A 13941-nucleotide genomic window follows, 5' to 3' on the forward strand; every position below is an offset into this window, starting at 1 on the left:
CCAACGAATAGATAACCGGGAAAGCGGTTATCGGCACCAGTCAGCGGGCCACCCGGAGGACGCACGCTCCGACTGCGGGTCAGACTGGCAACAAGCCTGATATTGCACCCTCATGCCGCTCGAGCGTCCGCCGCTCTCTCCCTGGAACCAAGCGAACCCGGACCGTGATGAGACATGTTCCGTCGCCGTTCCGATAAAGCATTCCTGATCGAAACCGATACATCTTGTTAATCCTGTCCCCTGTCGATGTTCAAACTTGCCCGAAGCTCCGCGTGCCGGTGATTTCTTAAGTACTGATGCCGTAGCCGGATCCGCAGTGGCGGGGGCTGCGGGATGGAACTTGAATCTGCGATCTATGATGACGGAACGACACCGGGATTCCTGGTGTTCGACGTGCCTTACCTGTGTTCGCCTCCCGTCTTTCCCGGATTGTCGGCCCGGTCTCCCACGCGAGTCCTGCTTCCAGTCCTGGCTGTCCGGTTCCCCGGAGGCGCCGTGGCAGTTCCGGACGAAGCCCTGAGCTGGGGGCGCCACCTGGCGGACAAGGGGGTCAGTTCATTCCAGATCCGCCGTCGCCTGAACTCGGTGGGCCGCCTTCATGAGTTTGCCCAGACGGTGGCCGCAGACCGGATGTCCCAGCCGGGAGCAATGGACCTGCTCGTCTGGGAGTACCTCAGAAGCCGGGTAGAGAACCCGGTCGACCCCGGCGCGCGTCAGTTCCAGCACTGGCAGCCTGTGCAATACGAGGTGGTCCGGACCGAGTTCCGGGACCTGGTGGATTTCGGCCAGTACTGCGCCAGCTACACCGGGCCGACCTCGCCGATGGGATCGGCTTTCAAGGCGGGCAGCGCGGTCTGGGTGAAGGTCGACCGCTCCCTGTCGGCTGACCGCCTTCTGGCTCATCTGGATGCCCAGCAGGCCCGCTGGCATGCCCTTTTGGGTGCCGATACCCCTGCGCCGCCGAGCGGGCTCAAGCGGCTGGCGACGACTCTCGGACGGAAGAAGTCGTCCTCGGACACCACGCTGTCGATCGAGGAAGTCGATGCCATCATCGACCGGGAGAAGAACCTCATGTTCAGGGCGCTATGGATCGAACTCGCCTACGCGGGTCCAAGGCTGAGCGAAACGCTGAACCACTGGCGATGCGATGTCCTGGATACTTCGTATTCGAAGCAGTTCTTCAATGCCCCGGTCAAGGGACCGTTGCTCATCTTCGCACACCCGATCCACTCCCGTTACACGGGATCGTTCGAGGAAACGGTGAAGACCAGGAAGCAGGTGCTGAAGGACCGCTACGGCCTCGCGCCACGTCCTGACGCAGGCGGCAGGAACCAGCGCGCCGGATGGAAGGGGATGACGATCTTCAATCCCGACCTGCAGATCACCCACGGGACCTGGACGTGCAACAAGCGAGCGGCGGAGTTCGAGGAGCTTTTCGCCGAGATCCTCGATCTCCACGGCTCTCTCCGGACTGATGCGATGCACCCATACCTGTACGTCAACTCCAAGAATGCCGCCTTCCTGGGCGAGCCGCTAAAGGTCGGCAACGTGGAGGAAGCCTTCGACCGGGCATGCGTCCGCGCAGGGGTGACACCCCATGGCCCGGGTGCCCACCTGCATGGCCTCCGCCACTTCTATCGCTGGTACGCCACCCACGCGCTCGGGCTCTCCGAGGAGATCGTGCAGCTGATGATGAGGCAGAAGAGCGTCACCAGCCAGCGTGCCTACGGAAAGCGGTCGGGAGATGTCCACGATGCGATGGAACGCCTGAATGAGAGAGGGGATCGCAACCATGAAGCTTGAACTACGAAACGAACTCAACCTCGATGCCTCCGATCAGGAGCCTGGAAGCTACTTCAACGTCGGCAAGCAGCCAGTTCTCCTTCGAGTGCCCGACATCGATGAACTCCGCGCCTTGTGGGACGAATTCGACCGGGAACTTCGATCATCGCTGAAAGAGCTCCTGCTCATGCCCTACGGACAGGTGGTCGAGCGCCTGGGCAAGCTCGGCTTCCGCGGCGCGGAGGCGGAGAAGCGATCGGACGTGCTCTTCGGCTTGCTGACGAGCGGCAACCCGGCGAAGTCGTCGCACTTCCGGAAGTCCGCGATGGCCGATGCGGCCATCGCCCTCCAACTCATCCCGGATCGCACTCCGCACGGAAAGGCGCGCAAGAGGGTCACGCGGGGAGAAGGCTCCATAGAGGAATACGCCCTCTCGATGTCCAAGGACCAGCAGAGGTCGCTTATCGAGGCGATAGTCGACATGGATGACATCGATGGCTGGCTGGTGGTCACGCAAGGCAGCCAGGTGGGCTGGGGCGAGCTCCGCGATGGCCTCGTCGCGGCGACCGACCCTGCGGCCTTCCTGCACAATCTCGCAGAGCAGGTCGAAAAGCACATGGGCAGCCGGGACACCCTCGTGAAGCGTCGTTCCGGTGAAGGAAAGATCACGTTCGCGCCGTCCTGGTTCGGGCAGTTCCTGGCGCGTAAGGGCGTGTGGGCCTGGCCGGCGAGATATGTCTCCAGGATTGCTTACCTGTATCCGGCGAGGCTTGCTCCGCTAATCACCCGCATGTCCATTGAGGCGGACTACCGCCCGCTCGCGGACAAGGTGTTCCGCTATCACCAGGACCAGCGCAACACGGGCGCGGTCCTTTCAATGCAGGTATTCGCCATGGCCGGACTTGCAGGGAACGCGTGGTCCAACGGCGGGGAACCGGGATTCCGCTGGTATCCGTTGCTTTCCTTCAAGAGCGTTGGTTCCGAATTCGGGAATACCATCGGCGCATCCTTGAACTCGGTCTATAGGATCGCGGTGGAGCATTTCGGCCACGAAGTGTCTGATCGTGACGAAGCCAAGCTCTTCCTTCACGCGCTCAGGCTGAAACATGTAGGCGTGGAGGCGTTCGACTGGACGGCCCGTCCCACTAGCTTCAATACGCAGGTTGCATCCAAGCTTCTGCAGATTGGCCTGCTGCCGGTTTTTCGGACACGAGGTTAAGCTAACATAGCTTTCTCCTCGAACTCGACAGGACTCAGGTAGCCCAGTGTCGAGTGCCTCCGTCGGGGGTTGTAGAAGCGCTCGATGTAATCGAACACATCTGCCCTTGCGTCGTCCCTTTTCCTGTAGACCTTGCGGGCTGTCCGCTCGGTTTTCAGCGACGAGAAGAAGCTCTCCATCGCGGCATTGTCCCAGACGTTGCCCGACCGGCTCATCGAACAGGTGATGCCATGGTCGGCCATCAGGCGCTGGAACTGCTCGCTTGTATATTGCGATCCCTGGTCCGAGTGATGGAGCAGGCTGTCGGGTTTGCCTCGGCGCCAGATCGCCATGATGAGGGCGTCGGTCACGAGCTGGGCCGTCATCTCTGCCTTCATCGCCCAACCCACGACACGGCGGGAGAACAGGTCGACGACGGCGGCAACGTAGAGCCATCCCTCGGCGGTCCAGATGTAGGTGAAGTCGGCGATCCACTTCTGGTTCGGCGCCGATGCCTCGAATGCGCGGTCAAGCAGGTTGTCCGACACGGAGGCTCGCTCGCCCGTATCCTTCGGCAATCCACGGCGTCGGGGCCGAGCACGCAGCCCGTTCTCCCGCATGAGCCTTTCGACACGATGAAGGCCGCAGGAGAAGCCTTCGGCCAGCACGTCATGCCAGACACGACGGGCGCCATAGGTTCGGTCGCTGCTCTTGAAGCTGCGGTCGATCCGGGGAATGAGCACCTCGTCGCGCCGCGACCGGGCGCTGGGGCTGCGGTTGAGCCAGGCATGGAAGCCCGAGCGGGAGACGTCCAGCGCACTGCACAGCCATGCCACCGGCCAGATCGAACGGTGCTTCGCGATGAAGGCGAATCTCATATCGCTTCCCTCGCGAAGTAGGCTGCGGCCTTTTTTAGGATGTCGCGTTCCGCCTTCAGCTTCGCCACTTCCTTGCGCAGCCGGTCGATCTCCTGCTGCTCTGGCTTCATCTGACCATGGCCGGGAAACGCATGCTGTCGATCGGCAGCGAACTCCCTGACCCACTTGCGCAGCACGTTCTCGTGGAGATCCAGATCACGGGCAGCCTGCGCAACAGCAACGCCTCGATCCTTCACCAACCTCACCGCCTCAAGTTTGAACTCGCGGCTGAACTTCCTTCTCTGCATTCCCACTCTCCAGTTCCGTCAAACACCTTATCTCGGTGTCCACGAAACCGGCAGCAGGCCAGATGCCTGTCACGGAGGTTCCGGAGCACGTCCGCTCCTGGGCAGTGCAACTCCGCGAGGTTCTCCGGTACTTCGATGTCAAGACGATCCAAGGAGTGGAAAGGTCACTGAACCTCTGGCTCATATTCCTGATGACGCTTGAGCCGGACGAAGCCCCCGTGGATTTCCAGTCAATATCGCGGACCGCACACATCCACGACATCCGGAACGAGAACCAGCGAACCTTCCGCGTCTTCCTGGATTCGTACTTCAGGGATGATCCCCGGGATCAGGGCAACCGGGCGTTGACCGCCCTGCAGAAGGCATTTTACCTCGCGGCAGTCAGGGACGGGTTCCAGCATCTCAACAACCCCGTGGAGATGAAACTCGACGTGATCTCCAGGAAAAACGCCAAGACTCGGGATGTCACCCACAGGAAGCCGCTGGAAATGGAGGCGTGGGAACTGATCGTTCGCAAGAACAGAGAGGGCGACTACGCCTTCGCAAGGAGCCTGGGACCCAAGAGGTTTCACTATACGCTGAGGAACCCGGAAACCGGCGAATACGACCATGTATTCTGGCCGGCCGAAGCGATCATCGTCGACATAATCCTCAATTCGGGCATGCGCCATATCAGCGCCAGGTGGGCGGATAGCGGGCAAGGGGACGAGGAGATTCTTGATGCCGTCAACCTGAAGATGATCCCGAATCCGCATCCCTCAGCCACGCTTGGACGACGGGAAGCATTTCTCCGGCTGGTGACAGTTCCCGACAAGGTCCAGCGGAAGCTGGTCGGAATGTATGTAGGCATCAACAAGTCGGGCAAGCAGTTCGTCATTCCGTGGTGTGATCCTGCGATCATCAGCGCAGTCCATCGGATGCAGGCCCTCCAGGAAAAGTACAACCCTATCAAGAGTGCCGTGAAGCCGATCGAAGGCGGCCTCCGGCAAATGACACGCGGTGCCGAGGAGCGTTTCCCAGACATCTACCCGCTGTTCGCCGATCCGGCCAATCCCAGCAACATGGCAGTGAGCGATACGAAGGTTCGGACCTACTGGAAGGAGTTGCTGCGGGAATGCCAGCCTGCCGTCAACGAGCTTTTCGGGCACGAGTACCCCTTGATCGATGACGACGGGATGGTCTTCGACCTTCATGCCCTTCGGGTGACGATGGTGTCCAACCTGCTGGAGGCAGGGGTCAGCCTGGAGATCGTGAGGGACCTGGTAGGGCATGCCACGTGGATGATGACGTGGTATTACAACGGTCGAAGAAGCGCCATGCTCCATTCCGCCGTCCAGGAGGTGATGGCCAGGCGGACGGAGGCACACGATGCGCTGGCCTCCGGGAACCGCGAGGCTATTCTTGAATACGCAGATGAGGCTATCACTCCAGACTTTGTCGAAAACCATGTAGGCAAGGAGATGCTCCGCCGATACGCCGAGCGAAAGAGCCTTCCTCCTTTCAGCGTATTCGTCCATGGCATCTGTCCGGGCGGCAGTTGCGCCACAGGCGGAGAGCGGATCTCCGAAGGGAAACACAAGCCTGTGTGGCGGGAGCGGGCATGCGCCATGTGCCGCTATCGCGTGACCGGGCCGAAGTTCCTCCCCGGCATCATCAATCACCTGAACAATCTCATGGCCGAGATGCGGCTTTCAGCGAAGCGAGCCAAGGAGCTTGGCGACGAGATCGAGCGGATTGAGGCCGAGACCGGCAAGCCGGCGCACGGGCTTCGGCGGGCACAGCAGGCAGAGAGTGGCTCCCGTGACCTCCTGAGCAAGGAGTATGCCGCAGAGATGAAGGTGCTGCAGATGGTCCGACAGGTGGTGGCGGTGGCTGCCGCGAAGGGCGCGTCCGCGGATTCGATCCTGCTCCCATCCGTGCCGGACTTCGATCTCAGCCAACTTGAATACGGCTTCGACGAGGTCCATGAGTTCGAACTCATGCATACTCTGGTCAAGGAAACGAGGATACTGCCCGCCTCGATCATGGAAATCCCTTCGGGAATCGAGGAGAACCTCAAGGCCATGGTTCGGGAGATCCTTCGTGCGAACGACATGTCGGAAATCGCATACCGGATGTCAGGTTCCGACGAGAAGGAGATCTGCATCAGGATCGGAGATGCCCTGCTTCAGGAATATCCCGAACCCACGCGGTTCCAGCGGCTGCTTGAAGGCGCCGTCCGACTGGAACCGGAGGTTCTGGAAACCATCCGGACCGAGGTCAGCTTGCTGGTCGCTCCAGGCACCCCTCAGCTTCGGATCGGACGCGTGGCATGAATGCCCCCGATGACTCCCTCACGGCGGAAGCCTTGATGAACCGCTTGGTCTCGGAAGCCGAAAGGATTGGCGATGCTCGTCGGCTCGGGACACTGTCACGCCTCGTCGAAGCGTGCGACGAGCTGTTGTCCGGCGAGGCCTATCGCAGGGCTAAGGCAGCCCGACGCGATCCGGAGTTCTTCAATCCCAACTTCCTGCGGCTGAACTCGAATACGGTGCACCAGTATGTGAGGCTGAGGGCGCATCTTGAGGGAGGCCGCACCTCCTGGACAGGTCCCGTCGCGACAACGATCAGGGCCGAAAAGGACCTGATGGCGTACTTGAAGCTGCGCGAACAGGAGGCGAAGCGCCCCGGCGCCGCCCGGTCCAGGGGACCGAGATCCCGCAAGCTGGACGAGATCGTGAACGGGCTTCAGAGCATCACGGACCAGGCGGTTCTGAGGCAGGCGCTGGCCGATGGCAGGCAGTGGAAGAAGGAGCTGGACATCGTGCTCTCGACGCTGCGGCGCCTGCCTGATTTCGATATCGATGCGTTGAGAGAAGGCAAGGTGCTTGCTCCTCGCCCTGCCGCGGGCGGGCCGAATGCCCTCGCTCCCGAGGATGCCAAGACCCTGCGGAAGCTGCTGGCGCGTCTCAGGGACAACGACGGGCTCTCGGACTTCGGGCTCGTCTTCAGGAATGGAAGGGTGAAGATGGACTTCGCTCCGGGAAGTGACCTCGTCCTGCCGGAAGAGATGTCTCTGCTTGCCAGGCTAGCGGATGTCCAGCTGTTCGAAGAAAGTGGATGAAGACATCACAAGAGCTGACCTTCCTTGGGCAAGACGACCGCCAGCATCGGTCGATGCGCTTCCCACGTAACCGGATATCCGGTTATGGGTAGTGAAGACAGCAATCGGGCAGACGGAGAGGTGCGGCTCGCCCTGTGCCCCGTCGCTTCGGATGTCGCGCGCGAGGCAAACAACGTGGGCCCCTTGTCGAGGCCGATTACCTGGGCGCTACGCATTCGAACCTTTTCAGGATCTCTTCCCAGACGATAACGCCAGGGTCAGAGCTGGAACCGGATCGGCGACGCGAAAGCGCGGCGACGACTTCAGCCCGCCAATCCTCGCTCTTGAGCGCGAGCGGGAAGGCCGCGAGATAGGCCTCCATCTCGAGCAACTCGGCCGCGGACACGCTCCGCGCATCAAGCATGGCGACGAACTCGCGTTTCAGCAGCGGCGACAAGCGGTCCCAGTTCTCCGCGACGGCCTCGTCGAAGTATTCCCTCCCTGCCGACATCCGCTGACGGAGCTTCCAGATGCCCTGGGGCGAGGCCGCGACAAGGGAAACCGCTTCCTTGTGAAGCATCACTTCAGTGCCCCGATATTCTATGCCGAACAGGTTGCCCTTGATCTCCTGAGAGCCAAGAAACGCCAGAAGGTCCTGCTTGCGGTCCCGAACAATCCTGAAGGCGTCGAACGGCAGTCCCTCCGTCAGCCGAACCACGTAATCCACCAGTTGCGGCTGCCCGGCCGATTGCTGGAGCAGGCCATCGCGCAGGGCGAGGAACCTGTCCAGTCCAGATTCCGCGACTTGTTCAGGCGTAGCGGAATCCAGCGCAAGGAAGAGATGTGCCCTTGAGCTCTCCGGAGTCGCCGTCGACCATAGGACGGCTTGCAGCGACCGACCCTCGGACCCGTACACCGGGAGGCCGGCCTCCTCCAGCATGTCCGCGATTCTGGATGGTCGATACCCATGCTGCTCCGAGACAAATCCTTCCTCCGCTTTGTTGAAACGTTCGTCCATCAGTTCTGATCTCCTCCGCACCTTGGCGATCGATGCTGACCCGGATCCAGGAGCATGCCGGAACGGTGCATCAAGAGTGGAATTGCTTTGCTTCGCGCTTCGGATCGCCTTCGGTCCAAAGTCGCGGTTGTCATTGCTGCCGGGCTCCGGCCCCCGTGATCAACGAACACAGCTCGGCGGGGCGTGAGCTTGAGCTTGATGCACGCCGTGCCCTTCTCCTCGTGAAGCGGTTCGGCGAAGCGAGTGGGTCAGCCCCACGACGCACGGATGCCTTTTTCTGCCGAGCCGCCAGCGGCCGCTCAAGCGGCGTCGGTGTCCTGTTCCTCGTCCTTCATCGAATGCTCGATGATTTCCGAAATGAAACTCAGGTCACCGAGTGCGCGCTTCTTCGCTTCGACCCACACCTCGGCATTGTAGGACCTCGATGCACGACTTGGCCGGCCGTCCGACTGGTTTCCTGCCCATTCCCATTCAACCCACAACCGTCCAGCGCAGCCATCGCTGACTGGATCCAGATCCAACAGTGTAGCCGGGCTTGATCCCAAGGCGGTCGGGCATCGGATGGGCAGGGCCGATCGCTACGTATTCGGTGTAGCTGCCGTCCTCATTTGGCTTCAGCCTGTAACCTCCGTTGGTACTGGCAATCTCGTTCATCGAAGTCTCCGTTTCGTTGGCAGACCGCGTGCATGCACACGGCCATGACGGCCCGACCCCGTTATTCTCTAATCAGCTCGGGAGGCCTCGCTTAGGGTGAAAGTCGTACTCGCCAGGGGCACCGTCCTGTAACTCTCTTAGGTCGGAGGGTCCAGATCCCTGGTCGGCGACGTACTGCAATGCTAATACATCTCTCAGTGCCCGGCCTGCGGCCGGGTCCGGAAGCCTGGCAGCAGCGACTATGCCTCCGACGAAGGCTGTGCCACGCAGTCGCCATCGGGGACGGCTACGGCGCTGTTGAGGGCGCGCCGCCCCCGATGGCTGGCGTTCCAGACTGGATCGTAGGCTACAATGTCACGTACGGGGGAAAAGGCTTCGACACAAAGGCGATCCGCACCATTATCCGCCTGCGGAAAAAGGACCAGGCCGAGCGCGAGGAGGAGGAAACGATCCTCGACCTCTACAAGGCCGCCCTCGGTATGGCGTGACGACTTCTGCCAGCCGCTGGATCAGGGGCGAACGACGCTCCGCAAGCCGATCGAGTCAGATCGCGCAGATTTCAGGCTTTCGTCCGATCCACGGCGCGGCTTCTTCGGCCTGGGCGGCAAGACGCAGTATAGTCGCCTCGTCGCCGTGGCGACCGACAAATTGAATCCCGACCGGCGTGTTGCCGTTTACCATCCCGAGCGGCACCGACATTGCGGGAAGGCCCGAGATGTTATGTGAGAACATGAAGGCGGCATCGGACCAGCGCGCCAGATAGTGCTTGCGATCGCCGTCCTTCATCGACCAGTAGCCGACCGGACGGGGCAACTGCGTGAGTGTCGGGCTGACAAAGACATCATAGACGGCCAGCTCTGCACAGATGCTCTGCCCGGCTTTGCGCACGGCGCCGATGCTTGCGGAATAATCTGTCGCCGAAAGGGTCTTTGCATATTCGAGCATCGCCCAGTTGAAGGGCTCCAGTTCCTCCTCGCGCGGCGGTCGACCCACGAATGCGGCATGCTGGGTGAATTCGGTGAAGGTTTCCACCGCGATGATGTCGTTGTAGCGCCACCATGCGGCTTCGAGATCGGTCTTGATGTCGTATTCCTCGACCGTATGCCCGAGGCCTCCAAGCAGCTTTACAGTTGCCTCGACCTCCGCCTTGACCTCGGGCGCAAGCGGTGCGCCGAAGGGCGCGGTCAGCGTATAGCCGATCTTCAGTCGGCGCGGACGGTCGGACAGACCGGACAGCCAGCTCTTGTCCGGGCGGGGTGCGTGATAGGGGTCGCCCGGCAGATTTCCCGACGCCGCGTCGAGATAGGCCGCGGTGTCGCGAACCGTGCGCGTGTTGCAGAGGAAGTAGATGCAGCCGAACCACATGTCCGCCTCGTGCGGGCCGTAGGTCAGCCTTCCGCGGGAAGGTTTAAGCCCGACCACGCCGCAGCACGAGGCCGGGACACGAATGGAGCCTCCCCCATCGGAGGCGTCTCCGATTGGCACCATGCGCGAGGCGACCGCGGCAGCCGTGCCGCCGCTCGAACCGCCCGCGGTGATGGCCGGGTACCACGGGTTGACGGTCGGGCCGTACATCCGCGGCTCGGAAGTGATGCACCAGCCGTATTCCGGCGTGTTGCTGCGTCCGAAGGGCACCAGCCCGGATGCCTTCAGCTTGTCGACGATACCGGAATCGACCGGACAGACGAAGTCCTTGAGATATGGCGTGGCGGAGGTGAGCGGCGTATCCTTCCACATCGTGCCCAGATTCTTGAGGAGAAAGGGAACGCCGGCAAACGATCCTTCGACGGGCGCCGCGCTCAGGGTACGCGCCAGATCGAAGGTCTTGATCACGACCGCATTGAGCGTCGGGTTGATGCGCTCGATGACGGTGATCGCCGTCTCGGCGATCTCGGATGCCTTGACCTGTTTGCTGCGCACCAGTTCCGCGACCCCGAGTGCATCGGACTCGGCGTAGAGTCTCACGAGGTCTTCCGTCACGGCTCCCATGTAGTCCTCCTCCTTACGGGCCTGTCTTTGCGCGCCTTGAACACAGGGAGACCTGCCGGCCGGGCCGGCGCCCGTTCATTTGGCCGGAACGGTTTAGGGCGATCGGTCGGCGTCGAAGACCCTCTCCGGTCAGCCGGCCCTGCATTCTGCCGCGTCCTACGTCGTTTCAAGCGTCATTTCGATCAAATCAACTCGGCCCGGCCATAAGATGTTCGGAACCGGATAATGTCCATGGCCGGCAGGCCTGCCGAGAAGCACAGCAATGAGTACGTCCATTCCAGTGCCAGTGTGACTGAGAGGCGGCGTCGCCCGGCATCGGGCGCCGCAAGCACGACAACCAGATGGCCACCTGTTCATCGACTGGATCGCTATCGTGCAGCGTCCAGCGGACGCGCCGGGGAGCCGGTCCAGGGAGCCGCTGAATCAGCCGGCAATTGACTTGGATCAAGGCGGAAAGGCCTCATATCACAAATGGGTGTTCCCACGGACCGCAGTGAATGCGGTCTGCCGCTCCAATTGCGGTCGGGGATCATCTGATGAAATACGGCACTGCTATCATCGTCGTCGGCCTCGGCGCGTTTTTCGCGCTCCTCGGCGCGGCCTTCGCCGCGGACGACCTGTTCCGCGCCCATATGTGGGTGCTCGTCATCGTACTGGCCGCCTCGGCGGCCGTGCTCCTGCGCAGGACAAGCTTTGCGCCTGCCGCGCCGGTCGATCCGTCCGCCTATATGGACGATCCGATCCGCTACGGCGCGATCGCGACCATGTTCTGGGGCGTCGTCGGCCTTCTCGTCGGCGTCGTCGTGGCGCTTCAGCTCGCCTATCCCGATCTCAACATCGAGCCCTGGTTCAATTTCGGCCGCATGCGGCCGCTCCACACCTCGGCCGTCATCTTCGCCTTCGGCGGCAACGCGCTGATCGCCACGTCGTTCTACGTCGTGCAGCGCACCAGCCGCGCGCGTCTCTTCGGCGGCGATCTCGCCTGGTTCGTGTTCTGGGGCTACCAGCTATTCATCGTCATGGCCGCCACCGGCTATCTGCTGGGAGGCACCCAGGGCCGCGAATACGCGGAGCCTGAGTGGTACGTCGATCTCTGGCTGACGGTCGTGTGGGTGGCCTACCTGCTCGTGTTCCTCGGCACGATCTTCAAGCGCAAGGAACCGCACATCTACGTCGCCAACTGGTTCTACCTCTCCTTCATCGTCACCATCGCGATGCTGCATGTGGTGAACAATCTGGCGATGCCCGTCTCCTTCGTCGGGTCCAAGAGCTACTCGCTCTTCTCCGGCGTGCAGGACGCGCTGACGCAGTGGTGGTACGGGCACAACGCCGTCGGCTTCTTCCTGACGGCGGGTTTCCTCGGCATGATGTATTACTTCGTGCCGAAGCAGGCCAACCGCCCGGTCTATTCCTACCGCCTGTCGATCATCCACTTCTGGGCGCTGATCTTCCTCTACATCTGGGCCGGCCCGCATCACCTGCACTACACCGCGCTGCCCGACTGGGCGCAGACGCTCGGCATGGTGTTCTCGGTCATGCTGTGGATGCCTTCCTGGGGCGGCATGATCAACGGCCTGATGACGCTGTCGGGCGCCTGGGACAAGATCCGCACGGACCCCATCATCCGCATGATGGTCATGGCCATCGCCTTCTACGGCATGTCCACCTTCGAAGGTCCGATGATGTCGATCAAGGCGGTCAATTCGCTCAGCCACTACACGGACTGGACCATCGGCCACGTGCATTCCGGCGCGCTCGGCTGGGTCGGCCTGATCTCCTTCGGCGCCATCTACTACATGGTTCCGAAACTGTGGCACCGCGAGCGCCTCTACTCGATGCGCCTCGTCACCTGGCATTTCTGGCTCGCGACGCTCGGCATCGTCGTCTACGCGGCGGTGATGTGGGTGGCCGGCATCCAGCAGGGCCTGATGTGGCGCGAATACGACGAGCAGGGCTTCCTGGTCTACTCCTTCGCGGAGAGCGTCGCGGCCATGCATCCCTACTATATCGTCCGCGCCCTGGGCGGCGCCCTCTACCTCGCCGGCGCGCTGATCATGGCCTGGAACATCACCATGACCATCCTCGGCCGCCAGCGCAAGGAAGCGCCTTTGCCCGGCGCCGCCCCTGCCCTGCAGCCGGCCGAATAGGAGCTTTCAATGTCCCTTATCGACAAACACGCAATACTTGAGAAGAACGCGACGCTTCTTCTCGTCGGCTCCCTGCTGGTGGTCACGGTCGGCGGCATCGTGGAGATCGCCCCGCTGTTCTACCTGCAGAACACGATCGAGAAGGTGGAGGGGATGCGTCCCTATTCGCCGCTCGAACTCGAAGGCCGGAACATCTACGTCCGCGAGGGCTGCTATGTCTGCCACAGCCAGATGATCCGGCCCTTCCGCGACGAGGTGGAGCGCTATGGCCACTACAGCCTGGCGGCGGAGTCGATGTACGACCATCCGTTCCAGTGGGGCTCGAAGCGCACCGGACCTGACCTCGCGCGCGTCGGCGACCGCTACTCGAACGAGTGGCACGTCGAACATCTTGTCGATCCGCGCTCCGTGGTGCCGGAATCGATCATGCCGCGCTACGGGTTCCTCAGGGACAAGACCCTCGACGTCAAGAACTTCTCCACCCAGCTGGTCGCCAGCGCGCGTGTCGGCGTGCCCTATACGCAGGAGATGATCGACAATGCCGCGGCGGATCTCGTGGCGCAGGCCGATCCCAATGCCGATACTTCCGGCATCGAGGCCCGTTACCCGAAGGCGAAGGTCGGCGATTTCGACGGCAATCCGCAGGCGGTGACGGAGATGGACGCCCTGGTCGCCTATCTGCAGATGCTCGGCACCCTGGTCGATTTCTCGACCTACGACGAAGCGGCCGGTTACCGCTGAGGAGAGCGCGATGGAAACCTACACCGCCATGCGGCAGTTTGCCGACAGCTGGGGTCTGCTCTTCATGGCCCTGTTCTTCGTCGCCACGGTGCTCTTCGCGTTCCGGCCGGGCAGCCGGAAGAGCGCTGACGATGCGGCCCGTATTCCTCTCAAGGACGATTGACC

11 protein-coding genes and 1 pseudogene are annotated in these 13941 nt (G+C 62.1%); 8 read left to right on the forward strand and 4 right to left on the reverse strand.

Features of this window, described 5'->3' with window-relative positions; genetic code table 11:
• Window positions 1-495 precede the first annotated feature (495 nt).
• Both M9955_07015 and M9955_07020 read left to right on the forward strand, forming a co-directional pair.
• Window positions 496-1803, forward strand: coding sequence for a hypothetical protein (locus M9955_07015; GenBank protein MCO5081395.1), 1308 nt, complete (start codon window positions 496-498; stop codon window positions 1801-1803).
• The gene (locus M9955_07020; protein ID MCO5081396.1) at window positions 1793-3001 is read left to right on the forward strand and encodes a hypothetical protein; all 1209 of its coding nucleotides are present in this window, start codon (window positions 1793-1795) and stop codon (window positions 2999-3001) included. Before M9955_07015 ends, M9955_07020 begins: the two co-directional genes overlap by 11 nt.
• Here M9955_07020 and M9955_07025 read toward each other — a convergent pair.
• A protein-coding gene (locus M9955_07025) for an IS3 family transposase (GenBank protein MCO5081397.1) occupies window positions 2998-4145 on the reverse strand; the annotation gives its coding sequence in 2 pieces (ribosomal slippage) (window positions 2998-3896 and window positions 3896-4145; 1149 coding nt in all). The genes M9955_07020 and M9955_07025 overlap by 4 nt on opposite strands.
• 62 nt (window positions 4146-4207) lie before the next feature.
• Here M9955_07025 and M9955_07030 point away from each other — a divergent pair.
• Complete coding sequence (locus M9955_07030) at window positions 4208-6460, forward strand: VPA1269 family protein (GenBank protein MCO5081398.1); 2253 nt, start codon at window positions 4208-4210, stop codon at window positions 6458-6460.
• 35 nt (window positions 6461-6495) lie between these two features.
• Window positions 6496-7248, forward strand: coding sequence for a hypothetical protein (locus tag M9955_07035; GenBank protein ID MCO5081399.1), 753 nt, complete (start codon window positions 6496-6498; stop codon window positions 7246-7248).
• A gap of 196 nt (window positions 7249-7444) precedes the next feature.
• On the opposite strand, the gene M9955_07040 is transcribed toward M9955_07035, so the two are convergent.
• Together M9955_07040 and M9955_07045 are read right to left on the reverse strand one after the other, a co-directional pair.
• On the reverse strand, window positions 7445-8167 hold the full coding sequence (locus M9955_07040; GenBank protein ID MCO5081400.1) for a hypothetical protein: 723 nt from the start codon (window positions 8165-8167) through the stop codon (window positions 7445-7447).
• 549 nt (window positions 8168-8716) lie between these two features.
• A complete protein-coding gene (locus tag M9955_07045; GenBank protein ID MCO5081401.1) occupies window positions 8717-8899 on the reverse strand; it encodes a hypothetical protein in 183 nt (60 codons plus the stop codon).
• A 365-nt stretch (window positions 8900-9264) separates the two neighbouring features.
• Here M9955_07045 and M9955_07050 point away from each other — a divergent pair.
• Window positions 9265-9387: pseudogene (locus M9955_07050) on the forward strand (DUF2312 domain-containing protein).
• A gap of 55 nt (window positions 9388-9442) precedes the next feature.
• On the opposite strand, the gene M9955_07055 reads toward M9955_07050, so the two are convergent.
• The gene (locus M9955_07055) at window positions 9443-10888 is read right to left on the reverse strand and encodes an amidase (GenBank protein MCO5081402.1); all 1446 of its coding nucleotides are present in this window, start codon (window positions 10886-10888) and stop codon (window positions 9443-9445) included.
• Between the two features lie 536 nt (window positions 10889-11424).
• Here M9955_07055 and ccoN point away from each other — a divergent pair.
• Genes ccoN through M9955_07070 form a run of 3 tightly spaced genes read left to right on the forward strand, consistent with a single transcriptional unit; the run spans window position 11425 to window position 13939 of the window.
• On the forward strand, window positions 11425-13035 hold the full coding sequence (gene ccoN, locus M9955_07060; GenBank protein MCO5081403.1) for a cytochrome-c oxidase, cbb3-type subunit I: 1611 nt from the start codon (window positions 11425-11427) through the stop codon (window positions 13033-13035).
• Window positions 13036-13044: 9 nt separating this feature from the next.
• The gene (gene ccoO / locus M9955_07065) at window positions 13045-13776 is read left to right on the forward strand and encodes a cytochrome-c oxidase, cbb3-type subunit II (GenBank protein MCO5081404.1); all 732 of its coding nucleotides are present in this window, start codon (window positions 13045-13047) and stop codon (window positions 13774-13776) included.
• Between the two features lie 10 nt (window positions 13777-13786).
• Window positions 13787-13939, forward strand: coding sequence for a cbb3-type cytochrome c oxidase subunit 3 (locus tag M9955_07070; protein MCO5081405.1), 153 nt, complete (start codon window positions 13787-13789; stop codon window positions 13937-13939).
• Window positions 13940-13941: the final 2 nt, after the last annotated feature.

The organism is Rhizobiaceae bacterium, assembly GCA_023953845.1.
Taxonomy (GTDB): Bacteria; Pseudomonadota; Alphaproteobacteria; order Rhizobiales; family Rhizobiaceae; genus Arvimicrobium.

What these genes read in the sequence shown, in the direction of transcription:
- M9955_07020 (MCO5081396.1), top strand. Translation starts at nt 1,793, where the DNA reads ATGAAGCTTGAACTACGAAACGAACTCAACCTCGATGCCTCCGATCAG.
- M9955_07030 (MCO5081398.1), top strand. Translation starts at nt 4,208, where the DNA reads ATGCCTGTCACGGAGGTTCCGGAGCACGTCCGCTCCTGGGCAGTGCAA.
- M9955_07035 (MCO5081399.1), top strand. Translation starts at nt 6,496, where the DNA reads ATGAACCGCTTGGTCTCGGAAGCCGAAAGGATTGGCGATGCTCGTCGG.
- M9955_07040 (MCO5081400.1), bottom strand. Translation starts at nt 8,167, where the DNA reads ATGCTGGAGGAGGCCGGCCTCCCGGTGTACGGGTCCGAGGGTCGGTCG.
- M9955_07045 (MCO5081401.1), bottom strand. Translation starts at nt 8,899, where the DNA reads ATGAACGAGATTGCCAGTACCAACGGAGGTTACAGGCTGAAGCCAAAT.
- M9955_07055 (MCO5081402.1), bottom strand. Translation starts at nt 10,888, where the DNA reads ATGGGAGCCGTGACGGAAGACCTCGTGAGACTCTACGCCGAGTCCGAT.
- ccoN (MCO5081403.1), top strand. Translation starts at nt 11,425, where the DNA reads ATGAAATACGGCACTGCTATCATCGTCGTCGGCCTCGGCGCGTTTTTC.
- ccoO (MCO5081404.1), top strand. Translation starts at nt 13,045, where the DNA reads ATGTCCCTTATCGACAAACACGCAATACTTGAGAAGAACGCGACGCTT.
- M9955_07070 (MCO5081405.1), top strand. Translation starts at nt 13,787, where the DNA reads ATGGAAACCTACACCGCCATGCGGCAGTTTGCCGACAGCTGGGGTCTG.